Here is a 16,630-nt window from a genome sequence, read left to right on the forward strand (position 1 = left end):
TTATTGCGTCTTAGGCGTAGTGCATTGATCTACCAGATACACAATGGACATGTACGGAATCTTCCCGTTGGTAGTTAATCCTATCTCACAGGTGCGACTGTTGGAATAGCCATATTTAATATCTGAAGATTCCAGTTGTGGAGCAAGTTTTCGCAGAGCATACCGGTTGACTTCCGGATGAGTAAATCCCTTGTCACCGGCAAATCCGCAACAACCCACTTCCTGGGGAACCAAAACCTCGCTGCTGCAACGATGTGCCAATTGAAACAACATATTTCCCAAATGCATTTTTGTCATGGAACAGGTTGTATGAATGGCGACAGGTTCATTTATAGGATGAAAATCAAGACGATTGACCAGAAAAGTCTCAATAAATTCGACCGGTTCATACAATTTCAAACGCTTTATCTTTTCACGCATTCTGTAAAGGCATGGACTTTGGTCGCATAGCACAGGATATCGTCCATTTTCGCTGGCTTTCAGTAATGCCTCTTCCAAATCAAATGTTTTACGATCGGCAATATCAAACATACCTTTGCTTTCCCAAATCGTTCCGCAACATAAAGACTCCATTTTTTCAGGATAAATTACCTCATACCCCGCTTTTTTCAGCAATCCATCCATCTTATCAGGCAGCGGAGTCTGGTCAGGATTCCCTTTTGCCACTCCCATCGTTTGATTGATACAACTTGGAAAATAAACTACCTTCAACGGATTTTGTGTAATGACAGCCTCTTCCCTTTTCATTTTGTACGGTTTAGGCATAGCGGTAGTCCAAAGCGGAGTTCCCAGTTTATACGCTTCATTAGCCACAAATGTCATTGCTTTACTCCCAAGCACATTATGAGCTGTATTGGCCAGAAAAAGCACCGAACGTAAGCCCGATTTTACGCCTGCAAAATGATTTGCCGTAAAATTACCAATCTGCCAACCAATACTATCTGATGGAAACTGTTTATGCCGCAGGTCATGTGTCAGTTCACCTGTATTGATTCCCATCGGGCAAGAGGTGGCACACAGCCCGTCACCCGCACAGGTTACATTTCCGGGATATAGATATTCCCGTTCCAATTGTTGGCGTAACTTTTCATTTTCAACGCTCTTCCTGAGTCTGGATATTTCGCGCTGAATCACAATTCGTTGCCGGGCAGACAAAGTGAATCCTGAAGTCAAACAGTTAATCTCGCAAAAGCCACATTCAATACATTTATCAACATGCGGATTTGTCGGCGTAAACGACTTGAAATTCTTGAGATGCACGGTTGGATCATCATTAAAGATGACGCCCGGATTCAGTATATTCTTCGGATCAAAAAGCTTCTTGATCCGTTTCATCACTTCAAAAGCATCACTGCCCCATTCACGTTCAACGAAAGGCGCCATATTGCGTCCGGTTCCATGCTCGGCCTTCAGCGAACCGTCAAATTTATTTGTCACCAGTTCGACAACATCATTCATCAAATGTTCATACCGCTCAACTTCAGCGGGATCATCAAACTGTTGATTAATAATAAAATGAAAGTTACCTTCTAGTGAATGACCATAAATCACCCCATCGGCATAGCCATGTTTCACTAAAATATGTTGTAATTCCGCTGTTGCTTCAGGCAAATCTTCCAAATGGAAAGCCACATCTTCAATGATTGTCGTGGTACCAGCAGGACGCATGCCACCTACGGAAGGGAAAATACCGGAACGCATCTCCCACCATGTTTTATAGACTGATGCATCATCCGTAAACTCAAAAGGCATTTCTGTATCGAAATCTCCAAGAACCTGAGAAATCTCCTGAATGTTATCTTCTAACTCTTTGTGAGTATTTGCCTTTGTTTCAATAAGCAAGGCTGTCACTTCTTCCCCAAACAAGGGTAAATGTTCAGGCATTCCGGGTTTACCTTCCACCGACCGTAACGCTTTTCGATCCAGTAGTTCAGCTCCCACAGCCGATGTGTGTTTTATTTCTTGAACAGCGAGACAAGCCGTCCTGATATTCTTAAAGTAGACCATTGCACTGGCGCTAAACGGCAAGATTGCAGCCGTTTTCATGGTCACCTCAGACATGAACGCCAATGTACCTTCCGATCCCACCAAAAGATGAGCGATAATATCGAAAGGATCATCAAAAACCACTAATGGAAGCAGGTTAAGGCCTGTCACATTTTTGATGCTGTATTTATGAAGAATGCGCTCTTTCAGGGGTTGGTTATTGATCACTGTCTGGCGAATCTCTTCCAGTTCTTTCAAAAAAGATGTCCGTTCATTTCGAAAACGATTTTGACTTTGCTTATCTCCGGTATCCAATAAATAGCCATCCGCAAAAAGAATACGCGCTGAAACAAGCATTTTATCACTATTGGCATGCGTCCCGCAGTTCATCCCGGAAGCATTATTCATTACAATGCCACCTACCATGGCCGACTGGAGTGACGCCGGGTCGGGCGTAAATTTCTTTCCGTATGGCTGAAGGATTTCATTAACACGCGCTCCAACCAAACCTGGTTGCATCGTAATTGTTTCAGCTTTATCATTCATTTTATAGCTTTCCCATAACTTCCCGGCCACTATCATCACGGAGTCACTCAGAGTTTGCCCTGACAAACTGGTTCCCGCTGCACGAAAAGTGACAGCAACATTGTCCTGATAAACCGTTTGAAGGAGTTTCTGCATTTCGTCTTCATTCTTTGGAAAAAGAACTACTTCCGGAATATGCCGGTAACAACTGGCATCCGTCCCCCAGGCCAGTCGATGTATGTAATCTGTATAAATACGCTTAGAATTAATTATTTGATGTGATTTCTGGATAAATGCCACCTCACGTGAATTTGCAGTTTTCATAGATATCTTAGCATTAAAATTTCGCTCGCGTGTCGCTGTAAAAGGCCTTCTCTACAATAAAGCAGATGCTGGAAAGCCAACACAAACAGACATGCAAAGTAACGGAAGAAAATAAAAAAACAGCACGCCAAAACAATTAAAATAATTATTCATATCACAAAATATCCTTTTATACAATTATTTTATTTGACACAATATTTCCATACCAGAAAACCACCCATGATATAACATAGAATTTCCGCATAACTACATTACTTTAGCCATCTCACAAAACCGACATGTAACTATCAATAAATCTGATTATAATATCATGACACTTTACATCATACTTCAACGTTTACCCAAAATTTTTAGATTCCACAAAACAACAAGTCCAATACACGCAGCATTAATTTAACAGATAAATAAAAAGAATAAAAACACATCTGGTGTGTGAATTCTCATTTTCAATGTTTATTTTTGCATGGCACAAAGATTACGTAACTTAAACAAACAAAATGCGACAACGACAGACCTTGATGCTAAAGAGTCAACGATAAACGAATCTATCCGATTTTACAGTTAATTATCTGATGATCACGCGCTATTGATCTTTTCATTAATGTTTGTATTTATAATATGCACATATTTTCATCTGACCATTAATAAATACATTAGCAACATGAAATTAATAGCAGAAAGTGGATCAACCAAGACGGAATGGGTTTTAGTTGAAGGCATTTATGTAATTGAACATGCTTTTACAGAAGGATTAAATCCTTATTTTCAGATCCGGCGTGAAATCAGTCGCTCCATCCGACTGCAACTTCCAGAAGCATTTTTCAAACGAAAAATTGATCAAATTTATTTTTATGGTGCCGGATGTTCATCAGATGAAAAAAAAGAAATCATAAAATCTTCGCTGATAACACAATTTCGTGCTCCGGTGGAAGTAGAAAGCGATTTATTAGCTGCCGTTCGTGCTCTTTTCGGAAAGAAGACAGGATTGGGATGCATATTAGGCACAGGCTCAAATTCATGTTTTTATGACGGAGAAAAGATTATTAAGAATGTCTCTCCGTTAGGATATATCCTGGGTGACGAAGGTAGTGGTGCCGTATTAGGCAAGATGTTCTTAAGTGATTGCATGAAACACATTGCCCCCCAGGAGCTCGCAGACGAAATGTATGAAAAATACCGTATCACGCCTTCGGATATTATGGAACATGTTTACCGACAGCCCTTCCCAAACCGGTTTCTGGCCACTTTTTCATTCTTCCTTCATGATCATTTAGATCATCCATATGTTTCCGACCTTGTAAAGCAAAATTTCAGAAATTTCTTCTTGCGCAACATTTTACAGTATGATTATCAGGACTATCCGGTACATTTCATGGGGCTCGTCGCATTTCATTATGCGAATATTTTGCACGAAGTTGCTGCCGAATTTGGCGTTAAAATAGGGCAAATTCAAAAATCTCCAATGTCTGGGTTAGTTAATTATCACACGCAAAGCATCCATTTAGAATAACAACCTCAACAAAAAAAACAGCAGAATCACAAAACATATTTTATATTATCGAATGCTTTATAATAAATATATGTTTATATATAAGAAATCACATAAAAATATTTATTTATTTGTTTCCACTATTTGTATTACTTGAAATTGTTCTAACTTTGTAGTCGAAATGATGCTTTCTGGAATAAACATAAGGACAGAGCCAACAAAGCAATCATTAAAAACGCTATACCAAAAGAACAATTCAAAAATGCACCCCATGTGATTATCATGGAGATATCAAATAATCTAACACTATGATTTTGATAGCAGATAGTGGTTCAACAAAGACATATTGGAGCCTGTTGAAAAACACTTCAGAAACATTGCATTACAAAACATCCGGTATTAATCCGTTTTTTCAGACTGAGCTACAAATTGAGTCACAATTACGCAAACAACTGCTTCAACAACTACATGTTGAAGAAATTGATGCTATTTACTTTTTTGGAGCAGGTTGCGCAACTGAAAAACAAAAGCTGATGATAACCAATGCTTTCGAAAAGGTTTTCCGGTTCCGTCAAATCTTAGTGGAAAGCGATTTGTTAGGTGCAGCAAAGGCATTATGCGGCGACCAGCCAGGTATCGTTTGCATTTTGGGAACCGGGTCAAACTCAGGTTTTTTTGATGGCACATCCATTGTCAAGCAAGTGTCTCCTTTGGGATTTATTATTGGTGATGAAGGTAGTGGTGCAGCCCTTGGAAAAAAATTAGTGGCTGACTGTCTAAAAAATCAATTGTCACCTACCATTCAGGAGCGGTTCTTTAACCGCTTTCAGTTGACACAAGCGGAAATCGTAGAAAACATTTATACCAAACCCTTCCCCAGCCGTTTTCTGGCCTCCTTATCCATTTTCTTACATGAAAATCTGGATGAACCGGAACTTTACCAATTGGTGTATGACAGCTTTGCCGAATTCTTCAAAAGAAATGTTTTTCAATACGATTATAAAGACTATAAAGTTGAAATAGTGGGCTCCATCGGATATTATTACCAGCACGTTTTACGCCATGTTGCCTCTGATTTATCCATTGAACTGGGGGCAATCTTACAGGCACCCATGGACAAATTAATTACATACTATCAGGCAAAACACGCTTTATTAGAAACTTCACGTTATGGCATTTGAAAAAATTACAGAAAAAAGCTCGCTTTATGATCACCTTGAGAAAGTCTCGGTTGGCGAGATTCTAAAAGGGATCAACAATGAAGATAAAAAAGTGCCATTAGCTGTCGAACGAGTTCTTCCTCAAATAGAAATGTTGGTCACAGGCATCGTAGAACGCATGAAACGGGGAGGACGGATTTTTTACATGGGAGCAGGCACAAGCGGACGTTTAGGCGTTCTGGATGCATCAGAAATTCCCCCAACTTTCGGAGTTCCGGCATCCATGGTAATTGGATTGATCGCAGGTGGCGACACAGCATTACGGACTGCCGTCGAATCGGCTGAAGATGATGAAGAAGGCGGATGGCGGGATCTACAACCATACCATGTCAACAAAAACGACACAATTATTGGCATTGCAGCATCAGGGACAACGCCCTATGTGATTGGAACATTAAAGCATGCTCAACAGGAAGGCCTCCTGACAGCTTCTATCTCATGCAACCCGGACGCTCCGGTCTCACAATTTGCAGATATTGCCATTGAAGTCATCGTTGAACCTGAATTTGTTACAGGAAGTACACGTATGAAGGCCGGCACTGCACAAAAACTGGTATTAAACATGATTACCACCACGACTATGATTCAATTGGGTCGCGTAAAAGGGAACAGGATGGTAAACATGCAATTAAACAATCAAAAACTTATTGACAGGGGAACACGCATGATTATGGATGAGACGCATCTGAACTACGACGTTGCCAAAAACTTATTGCTGCTCCACGGATCAGTAAAAAAGGCATTGGATGCGTTTTTTACGAAATAACCTTCTAAACTAAAAACTATGGCTACTATCGATGCATTCATCCCCTACGAATCACTTGAGCAGGTACAAAGTACTCTCAACGAAATGAAATCCTCCCCTGTCATTCGTCAGATCCATTTCATAACTACGGATCATTCCACCGAAATAACTAGTATAGAAGGACATCCGGCAATTACTACAAGCCGTACCACGGCAACAGCAACCATGAAACAAATTGCCAATGCAGCACAAGCCGACTACATCTTACTATATTTGAAATACCTGCCCCTGCAACTTGGATACCTCGGACTGGAGCGTATGCTTCGTATTGCTGAAGATACCCAGGCAGGCATGTTATACGCAGACGCTTACCAATGGGAAGCAAATCAAAAAAAGGCTCATCCTTTGATCGATTATCAACAAGGAAGCCTGCGCGATGATTTTGATTTTGGTTCCCTGTTGCTGTTCCGCACACAGGCATTCAAAGCCGCGGTTGAACAAATGCATGAAACATTTGAATATGCCGGTTTATACGATCTGAGACTCAAAATTTCACAAACTAACAGTCTTGAGCATATCAACGAATACCTCTATTCGGAAATTGAATCCGATAAACGGGCAAGCGGAGAAAAACTTTTCGATTATGTAGATCCGAAAAACAGGATTGTCCAATTGGAAATGGAGCAAGCCTGCACCAACCACCTAAAGGCAGTAAACGCCTATTTACCGGCAGAATTTGAAAAAATACAATTTGATGAGGCCTCTTTTCCTGCAGAAGCGTCCGTAATTATTCCCGTCTACAACCGGGTAAAAACGATTGAAGATGCCATCCGGTCAGTATTCAATCAAAAAACTGATTTTCGTTTCAATCTGATTATTATCGACAATCACTCTACCGATGGTACAACAGAAGTGATCAAGCGCTATGCTTCCGATTCGCGTTTAATCCATTTGATTCCCAACCGGTTTGATTTGGGAATCGGCGGATGCTGGAACATGGGAATTGATCACCCTCAATGCGGAAAATTTGCCGTCCAGTTGGATAGTGATGATGTTTACAGCAGCGAAAACACGCTCCAAGCCATTGTCAATGCATTTTATGAACAGAAATGTGGCATGGTGGTGGGAAGTTATTGCATTACCAATTTCGCTATGCAAACCATTCCTCCCGGCATTATTGACCATAAAGAGTGGACTGAAGAAAATGGCAGAAATAATGCATTACGAATCAACGGCTTTGGAGCTCCAAGAGCGTTCTATACCTCTCTGCTACGGCAACTGCATGTGCCTAACACCAGCTACGGGGAAGATTATGCTTTAGGATTGGCTGTTTCCCGTAAATATCGTATCGGACGAATCTACGACGTTTTATATTTATGCCGGCGATGGGAAGACAACTCCGATGCAGCCCTTGATGTGCAAAAAATGAACCAGCACAACCTTTACAAAGACCGCATCCGGACATGGGAACTCAAAGCACGGCAACAAATGAACCTATAAGAACCCGGCACACGACAATTAAAATTCTTTCTGATTAACAAAAACCATGAAACAACAAGCATTAATACACTCATTGACAGACAAATCTCCAAATTCCTTACGCAAGAAAGTCAATGCGTTGATAGGACAACAATTGTCAACATGGAATCTTGCAAGGCAAAATTATGAAGCGCTGGCAACTGTTGAGTCGAAAGAAATGAATGTATGGGGATTTCCCATGCGTATACAGTTTAACCCGTCACGCATTATATCGTCCGGTGCAAAAGTCGATCCTCAGTCTATTAAACAACGGCCTTGCTTTCTGTGTGCACACAACCGCCCTGCTGAACAACAAGGCATCCTAATCGACAATCGTTATGAAGTACTGGTCAATCCTTTCCCGATTTTTCCCAGACATCTGACTATTCCATCCGTACAACATATTGATCAAAAAATTGCCACACATTTTGAAGATATGCTGCTTTTAGCGCAGCATCTTCCCGACTATGTATTATTTTATAATGGCCCGCAATGTGGAGCTTCTGCCCCTGACCACCTCCATTTCCAGGCAGGAAACAAAGGCTTTTTACCCATTGAAGCTCATTGGTCGCGATGGAGGAAGCTATCCGAAGCAATTATCAAACAACCACAGTTCATCTTATTACGGCATATCACATATCCCCATACCCTGTTGGCTATGGAATCTGCGGATATCAGTCAGTTACGTTTGTGGTTTGACAGGATCTATGCGCTTTTGCCCCATAATGCAAATCAACCGGAACCGATGATAAACCTGTTATGCAGTTGGAAGAAAGGACAATGGATTATATGGCTCTTCCCACGTGATTTACACCGTCCGGACTGCTATTTTGCTAAAGACAAGACAAAATTGCTAATCAGTCCGGCGTCAGTCGATCTTGGAGGAGTCTTCATCACGCCGCGCAAAGTGGATTTCAACAAAATTACTGAACAAAACATGCTGACTATCCTTGAGGAAGTCTCCATTGACTGCCAACAAGCAGATAACATCTGTAACGCTTTGCAGACAATGAAATAACAACAAGCGATTTTTTATGAAACCATGAAAGCAGCCTCATTCTTTAAAAAATCACCCTGGGCATGGATTCCGACGCTCTATTTTGCAGAAGGAATTCCTTATGTAGTCGTGATGACCGTGGCCGTGATTTTTTACAAAAGGATGGGGATATCTAATTTAGATATAGCTTTTTATACCAGTTGGCTTTATTTGCCATGGGTATTAAAACCACTATGGAGCCCGGTTGTGGATTTACTCAAAACAAAACGTTGGTGGATCGTTACCATGCAACTATTGATTGGAGCCGGATTAGCCGGAGTTGCATTTACCATTCCGCTTCCCTTCTTCTTTCAGGCAACATTAGCTTTCTTTTGGCTACTTGCCTTTAGCTCCGCCACACATGATATTGCTGCCGACGGATTTTACATGTTAGCCCTTTCCGACCATGATCAGGCAATGTATGTCGGGATTCGGAACACTTTTTACCGCATTGCCATGATCACCGGACAAGGAGCTTTGATTATTCTTGCCGGAGGATTGGAGATGTACACCGGACTCCATCCTGTGTCATTAAATGTCAATTATCAGCCTGCTCAATCGCAATACAGCCCACTATCCGTTGCCTCACAAAATCCTCAGGCTGATTTTCTGGTATCGCCAGCAACGCTAACCTTTCATCAGGCAACCTTAGTGTCTGACAGCGCTCAGAAACTTACGGCGTGGGCAACAGAACAAAACAAAGAAAACGGTTTTGTAAAAGTTGAATCCGCTAAAACAAAAGCTGCAATACAAGCATCCTGGTGGAGCCGTTCTGTTTCCACTCCTCTGGGAAACTGGATTCATACTAATTTTGGAGAAAGGCATAAAACTGCAACCATAACCAAAGGGAAAGAAGGGAATGTGGGGATCTTTGCCATCAGACTGGCACATGCTCCAGAAAACGGAAAAACCGTAGCGCTCAATCTTTCTTTGAAACGAGGTGACAACAACTTCACCATTACCCATGGAGAACGGTTGGTATTCACCAATCAAAACTGGCAAAAGCCTGCTTATGTGGTAATTCAGGCCGACCCGAAACTGACCAAAGCCAGTTCTGCCACTTTTCAGGGAGTTTCGGGAAATATTCCCCTGGCATGGACCATTACTTTTTTTGTATTGGCAGGCCTGTTCCTTCTCATTTTTGCTTACCACCGGATAGTTTTGCCACGTCCCACGCAGGATCACGGTAGTGGAAACATTCAGTCTGCCATATCCATCATGAAAGAATTTTTCTACACATTCTCCTCTTTTTTTCAAAAGAAAGGAGTAGCTGCCGGTATCTTTTTCATGCTCACCTATCGTCTGTCCGAATCCATGTTAGTCAAGATGGCCACACCATTTCTACTGGATTCAAAAGAGATAGGAGGACTCGGACTAACCACCAGTGAAGTAGGACTGGTATATGGCACCGTAGGTGTTTTGTCCCTGACGATAGGAGGTATTGTCGGGGGAATATTATCCGCGCAAAAAGGGCTGAAATACTGGTTCTGGCCTATGGCATTAAGCATTTCGCTTCCCCACCTGATGTATGTATATTTAGCCTATTTCCAACCGGATAATTTTTGGCTTATCAATTTATCCGTAGCTATTGAACAATTCGGATATGGATTCGGATTTACAGCCTACATGCTCTATATGATTTACCTGTCACAGGGAGAACACCGTACGGCGCATTATGCTATCTGCACCGCTTTCATGGCATTGGGGATGATGCTTCCGGGAATGATCGCGGGATGGCTGCAGGAGCTATTGGGATATAAACACTATTTTGTCTGGGTGATGATCTGTATCCTTCCCACCTATCTTGCTGTAGGGTTACTTAAAATAGACCCGCTATTCGGAGTCCGGCAAAAAGAACAGGAATCAAAAGCCTAAAGAAAATTACATTTGAAAATCAATCTGTTATGGAAATTCTAAATTAACCTTCCAGCTTCTTTAACTTCTGATCTTTCTTTAACTTCAGATAGTCATCAAGATAAATAACAAACATATGAAACAATTAGGAATATTGGCTACCGCATTATTGATGGTTATTTATATCAATGCTGCTCCAAAAGTGATGACTGGCATCGAAGTATTGCGCGCAGACGGGTTTCGTCTTTTAGCCGGAAAAAGAGTCGGCCTAATTACCAACCCAACCGGCGTTGATTCTCATTTGCAATCAACAATCGACATTCTTTATCATGCGCCTAATATCAAATTAGTAGCGCTGTTTGGCCCGGAACATGGCGTTAGAGGTGACGTATATGCAGGTGCAAAAGTCTCCACGACGGAAGATCCCGAAACAGGCATTCCCGTCTATTCTCTTTATGGGAAAACAAAAAAGCCAACCACAGAAATGCTTCGAAACATTGATGTGCTGGTTTACGACATTCAGGATATCGGATGCCGCTCATACACTTTTGTCAGCACGCTGGGATTAGCCATGGAAGCTGCAGCCGAAAATCATATCCCTTTTGTGGTTCTCGACCGGCCAGATCCGTTAGGAGGATTAAAGATTGAAGGAAATTTGCCGGAAAAACCTTTCATGTCATTTGTCAGCCAATTCGACATTCCCTATGTGTACGGCCTGACTTGCGGAGAGCTGGCTAAACTGCTCAATGGTGAACATTTGATTGGCAAATCGTGTCAACTGACTGTCGTAAAAATGAAAGGATGGCACCGCAAAATGACTTTTGAACAAACCGGATTACCCTGGGTTCCCAGCTCCCCTCATATTCCGGAAGCCATCACTCCGGCTTTTTATGCAGCATCGGGCATTTTGGGAGAACTCAGTGCTGTATCTATTGGCGTAGGATATACACTCCCCTTTCAGCTTTTTGCCCATGACTCCATCAATGCAGAGCAATTTGCCCGCAATATGAATGCCTTGCACTTGCCCGGCGTTCTCTTTCGTCCTATCGATTTCCAACCTTTTTATTCCATAGGGAAAGGACAACACTATGCCGGAGTACAACTCTATTTTACCGATTATGCCAAAGCCCATCTCACCGAAATACAATTTTATGTCATGCAGGTACTTTCGAAGATGAGCTCGCATATTCAGTTTTTTGACCAGGCAACATCCAGTCGCTTCAGGATGTTTGACGATGTATGCGGATCAGATCAAATCCGGTTGCTCATGTCTCAACGAATGGATGCCGCAGATGTCATTCCCTACTGGCGAAAAGACGAAAATGCTTTTCGAAAAATTGCAAAGAAATATTATTTATACCATTAATGTTCAACGGAGATTTCTCATCAGACATTAAAAAAGGCGGTGACACTAATGCCACCGCCTTTTGTTGTACAGGCCAAATCATTATGCCTGGTTTGATTTTGTCCAGCTATCTTTTAATGAAACGGTTCTGTTGAAGATAAGCTTATCAGGAGCCGAGTCAGGATCAACGGTAAAATAGCCAATACGCTGAAACTGGAAATGATCAAGAGGCGTCGCCATAGCAAGCCAGGGTTCAACCTGACAGTTTTGCAATACTTTCAATGAATCGGGATTGAGAAGCTCGCGAAAATCCTTGTCTTTGTCTTCCGAAGGATTCTCAACACTAAATAAACGATCGTACAAACGCACCTCAGCGCTAAGGGAATGTTTTGCAGAAACCCAGTGAATGGTTCCTTTCACTTTACGTTCGCTGCCCGGTAACCCGCTTCGTGTCTCAGGATCGTACGTAGCATATACTTCCGTCACCTTACCGGTTTCATCCTTTTTACAACCTGTACACATCACAATGTATGCGGCTTTCAAACGGACTTCCTGACCGGGAGTCATGCGGAAATATTTTTTAGGAGCATTTTCCATAAAATCATCCCGTTCGATCCACAACTCTTTTGAGAACGGAGCTTCATGAATTCCGGCCAGCTCCAGTTCAGGATTATTGACCATTTCCATCATTTCTTCCTGATCGTCAGGATAGTTGGTGATCACAAGCTTAACAGGATCCAACACGGCGCTGACACGTGTAGCCGACACATTCAATGTTTCCCTAGCGGCATGCTCCAGCAACGAAACATCAATAATCCCTTCGTATTTTGTGTAGCCTATCTTGTCTATAAAATTATGAATAGCTTCCGGAGAAAAACCACGACGGCGCAATCCGCAAAGTGTCGGCATGCGTGGATCGTCCCATCCGGCAACCAATCCTTCCTGTACCAATTGCAACATTTTGCGTTTGCTCATCACGGTATAGGTGATATTCAGCCTGTTAAATTCCATTTGTCGCGGACGGTAATCACTCGTCTTCAATTGATCGATAAACCAGTCATACAACGGACGATGCACTTCAAACTCAAGCGTACAAATAGAATGAGTCACTCCTTCGAAATAATCGGACTGTCCATGGGCAAAGTCATACATAGGATATACTTTCCAGGCATATCCGGTGCGATGATGCGGATGATCGGTAATGATCCGGTACATAATCGGATCGCGGAAATGCATATTGGAAGAAGCCATATCAATTTTGGCGCGTAAAACCATAGTGCCCTGGGGAATCTCACCACGGTTCATCTTCTCGAAAAGAGCCAGGCTCTCTTCAACAGGACGATTGCGGAATGGGCTTTCTGTGCCGGGAACTGTTGGCGAACCTTTTTGCTTTGCAATTGCCTCGGCAGATTGTTCATCAACATATGCCAGTCCCTTTTTGATCAACACAACGGCAAAATCCCATAATTGCTGGAAATAATCGGATGCATAGTAAACGTTTTTCCACTGATATCCTAACCATTGGATATCTTCCATAATGGCATCCACATACTCCACGTCTTCTTTCACCGGATTGGTGTCATCAAAACGCAGGTTACAAATGCCATTGTATTTCCTTGCAATGCCAAAATCCATGCAAATGGCTTTAGCATGACCGATGTGAAGATAGCCGTTCGGTTCCGGCGGAAAGCGGGTCTGAATCCGTCCGTCATTTTTTCCTTCACGAAGATCTTCTTCTACAAGTGCCTCAATAAAATTCAGGCTTTTTGTCGCTTGTTCATTTATTTCTGTCATAATGAAAGTCCCCTTTCTGACATCAATTGGTTTAAATTCCTTAGTTTTTGAATCTCTATCTATGGTTACTGGCAAATCGATTGGTTATCGTAATTGTGCGCCAAGCGTCTCTTCATACTTTTTGATCAGCCGTTGCATAATATCATCAATCTGTTTATCAGTTAATGTTTTAGAAGCATCTTGCAGAATGAAACTAACCGCATATGATTTTTTCCCTTCGGGTAGATTTTTTCCTTCGTACACATCAAAGAGCTGCACTTTCTTGAGCAGTTTCTTTTCCGTTTCGTAAGCAATCTTCTCTATTTCGGCAAACTGTACCGCCTTGTCAATCAACAGGGCCAAATCGCGTTTGACTTCCGGAAATTTAGGCAAATCGCTAAAAGACACTTTCGTCTTAGCAATCTCAGCCAATACGGCATCCCAGTATATATCTCCGACAAACACCTCGTTATCAATATCAAAAGATTTACGTATGGTTGCAGCAACCGTTCCAAGCACAGCTATGACAGCGCCTTTGGCCGTTTCATACACCATTCCTTCGTCGAGCCAGTCACAACCCGTCACGTTCTTTTGCTGCAGAGCATGCGTTGAAATGCCCAGGCGTCGCAGGGTGTTTTCCACATACGCTTTCAGTTCAAAGAAGGTACTCTTTTCTTCGCCGCGCACCCAGTTCTGGTAGGTTTTATTACCAGTCACCCACAAGCCAAGATGCATCTCTTCAGAATAGGCATTCAACAAATCCTTATCCTGTGAAGCCTGAGGATCGTGAAAATAACAATTCCCAAATTCATAAAACTTCAGGTCGGCACTCTTCCGATTGCTGTTGTATGCAATGCTCTCAAGCCCTCCAAACAAAAGCGTTTGCCGCATGCAGTTCAGATCCGAGCTCAGTGGATTCATCATCATCACCAGCTTTGACGATGGAAATGATTTCAACGTATCATAATATCCCGATTTCGTCAGGGAGTTATTCATAATCTCGTAAAACCCGTTGGCTGTCAGTTGTTCGGAAATCAGGTTTTGCAACTGGTGATTATCCGGTTGTTTAAAGTAACTGATGGAAGAGTGCACGCTTTCGCCCGGCAGCACATTATTGTATCCGTAAATACGCAGGATCTCTTCAATAACATCCACCTCGCGCTGCACATCGACACGGTAAGTCGGAACCAGCAATTCAAAACCGTCGGTGCGTTCTTCGGTGATCCCAATCTCCAAAGCGCCAAATATCTTTGTCAGTGTTTCTTTGTCAATTTCTTTGCCGATCAACGAATTGATCTTATCGAAATGCACCGACACCTTGAAGGGAGCGATGGGCTTGGCATAACAATCGACAATATCGCTTGAAATGGTTCCGCCGGCAAGCTCTTTCACCAACATGGCGGCACGTTTCAGCACATACAGGGTATTGTTCGGATCACAACCCCTCTCGAAACGGAACGAAGCATCAGTATTCAATCCATGGCGGCGTGCTGTCTGCCGGATATAAACAGGGTTGAAATAGGCACTTTCGATAAACACGTTGGTCGTCGAATCGGTCACCCCACTCTCAATGCCGCCGAAAACACCACCAATACACATACCGCCATTGGCGTCGCAAATCATCAGGTCGTCTTTGCCCAGCTTGCGTTCAATGCCATCCAAAGTAACAAAAGACGTTCCTTCAGGTAAGGTTTTTACATAAATATGTTGCCCGGTAATCTTATCCGCATCAAAAGCATGCAGCGGCTGGCCCGTTTCGTGTAGCAAATAGTTGGTGATGTCCACCACATTGTTAATGGGACGCACACCGATATTTTTCAGTTTCGTCTGTAACCAATCGGGAGAAGGTGTAACTTTGATCCCTTTCAGTGTAATTCCTGAATAACGGGGGCAAGCCTCTTCATTTTCAACGGTAACTCCGACAGGCAAATCATGGTTATCAACCGTAAAAGCATTCACCGAAGGTCTTGTCAGTTTTACAGAAGATTGTTGCATGGTCAAGTATGCAGATAAATCACGTGCAACACCATAATGCGAAGCAGCATCGATACGGTTTGGCGTCAGGTCAACTTCCAAAACATAATCGTCTTTTATGGCATAATAGTTTTTAGCTAATGTACCGACAGGCACATCATCCGGAAGTACGATAATTCCATCATGGCTTGTCCCGATACCGATTTCATCTTCAGCACATATCATTCCGAATGACTCTTCTCCACGTATTTTTGAACGCTTAATCACAATTGCCTTGTCATCCATGTAAAGCGTCGTACCAATTGTTGCCACGACAACTTTTTGATTGGCAGCCACGTTTGCAGCTCCGCAAACAATCTTCAAAGGTTCATCACCCCCTACATCAACCGTTGTCAGGTGTAAATGATCAGAATTCGGGTGATTGGTGCAAGTAAGCACTTTACCAATAACCAAACCTTCCAATCCTCCTTTAACAGGCTGGATCTGTTCAATACTTCCCGTTTCTAAACCAATAGATGTCAATGCATAGCCTACTTGTTCAGGCGTTAAATCAACGTCAATATACTCTTTGAGCCAGTTGTATGAAATGTTCATTGTAAAATAACTCTTGGGCAGTTCTGGCAAACGGCAATTCCCCTGCCTCGCTTAGCCACACTATTTTTGTGAATGATAACGAATTTTGCTTGTCGAAAAATGAACTGCAAATGTACAATTTTTACTGTAAATGTCATTATCAAAATACAAACTAGCTAATTAACATTTTCGAATCCGGTTATTACATATCACGGGTTACATGAAAATGCAAAAGAGATGATTCAAAAAGTAAAGAAATCAGTATCTT

Annotated in this window: 9 protein-coding genes and 1 pseudogene; 7 read left to right on the top strand and 3 right to left on the bottom strand. The window is 42.3% G+C overall.

The genetic code is table 11. The features are described from left to right. Nucleotides 1–2,835 (bottom strand): FAD-binding and (Fe-S)-binding domain-containing protein, encoded by a 2,835-nt coding sequence (locus FHX64_RS07855; RefSeq protein WP_183413210.1) that lies wholly within the window; start codon nucleotides 2,833–2,835, stop codon nucleotides 1–3. Between the two features lie 661 nt (nucleotides 2,836–3,496). Between FHX64_RS07855 and FHX64_RS07860 the strand changes: the two genes are divergently transcribed. The 7 genes and pseudogenes from FHX64_RS07860 (at nucleotide 3,497) to FHX64_RS07890 (ending at nucleotide 12,063) form a co-directional block, all read left to right on the top strand. Further along, nucleotides 3,497–4,345, top strand: coding sequence for a hypothetical protein (locus tag FHX64_RS07860; RefSeq protein WP_183413211.1), 849 nt, complete (start codon nucleotides 3,497–3,499; stop codon nucleotides 4,343–4,345). 287 nt (nucleotides 4,346–4,632) lie between these two features. Further along, complete coding sequence (locus FHX64_RS07865) at nucleotides 4,633–5,505, top strand: ATPase (protein ID WP_183413212.1); 873 nt, start codon at nucleotides 4,633–4,635, stop codon at nucleotides 5,503–5,505. After that, complete coding sequence (gene murQ, locus FHX64_RS07870; RefSeq protein WP_183413215.1) at nucleotides 5,495–6,310, top strand: N-acetylmuramic acid 6-phosphate etherase; 816 nt, start codon at nucleotides 5,495–5,497, stop codon at nucleotides 6,308–6,310. Before FHX64_RS07865 ends, murQ begins: the two co-directional genes overlap by 11 nt. 18 nt (nucleotides 6,311–6,328) lie before the next feature. Then, a complete protein-coding gene (locus FHX64_RS07875) occupies nucleotides 6,329–7,789 on the top strand; it encodes a glycosyltransferase family 2 protein (protein WP_183413217.1) in 1,461 nt (486 codons plus the stop codon). Between the two features lie 46 nt (nucleotides 7,790–7,835). Then, complete coding sequence (locus FHX64_RS07880; protein WP_183413219.1) at nucleotides 7,836–8,825, top strand: DUF4922 domain-containing protein; 990 nt, start codon at nucleotides 7,836–7,838, stop codon at nucleotides 8,823–8,825. Nucleotides 8,826–8,849: 24 nt separating this feature from the next. Beyond that, nucleotides 8,850–9,389: pseudogene (locus FHX64_RS14410) on the top strand (MFS transporter); the annotation flags it as partial. A gap of 1,480 nt (nucleotides 9,390–10,869) precedes the next feature. Further along, nucleotides 10,870–12,063, top strand: a complete 1,194-nt coding sequence (locus FHX64_RS07890; protein ID WP_246392428.1) for an exo-beta-N-acetylmuramidase NamZ family protein — start codon at nucleotides 10,870–10,872, stop codon at nucleotides 12,061–12,063. An 81-nt stretch (nucleotides 12,064–12,144) separates the two neighbouring features. On the opposite strand, the gene FHX64_RS07895 is transcribed toward FHX64_RS07890, so the two are convergent. Both FHX64_RS07895 and pheT read right to left on the bottom strand, forming a co-directional pair. Further along, entirely contained in the window at nucleotides 12,145–13,836 is a 1,692-nt protein-coding gene (locus tag FHX64_RS07895; RefSeq protein ID WP_183413224.1) for a glutamine--tRNA ligase/YqeY domain fusion protein, read from the bottom strand. A gap of 84 nt (nucleotides 13,837–13,920) precedes the next feature. Continuing rightward, nucleotides 13,921–16,383, bottom strand: a complete 2,463-nt coding sequence (gene pheT / locus FHX64_RS07900) for a phenylalanine--tRNA ligase subunit beta (protein WP_183413226.1) — start codon at nucleotides 16,381–16,383, stop codon at nucleotides 13,921–13,923. Nucleotides 16,384–16,630 lie beyond the last annotated feature (247 nt).

The organism is Microbacter margulisiae, assembly GCF_014192515.1.
In the GTDB taxonomy this organism is placed as follows: domain Bacteria; phylum Bacteroidota; class Bacteroidia; order Bacteroidales; family Paludibacteraceae; genus Microbacter; species Microbacter margulisiae.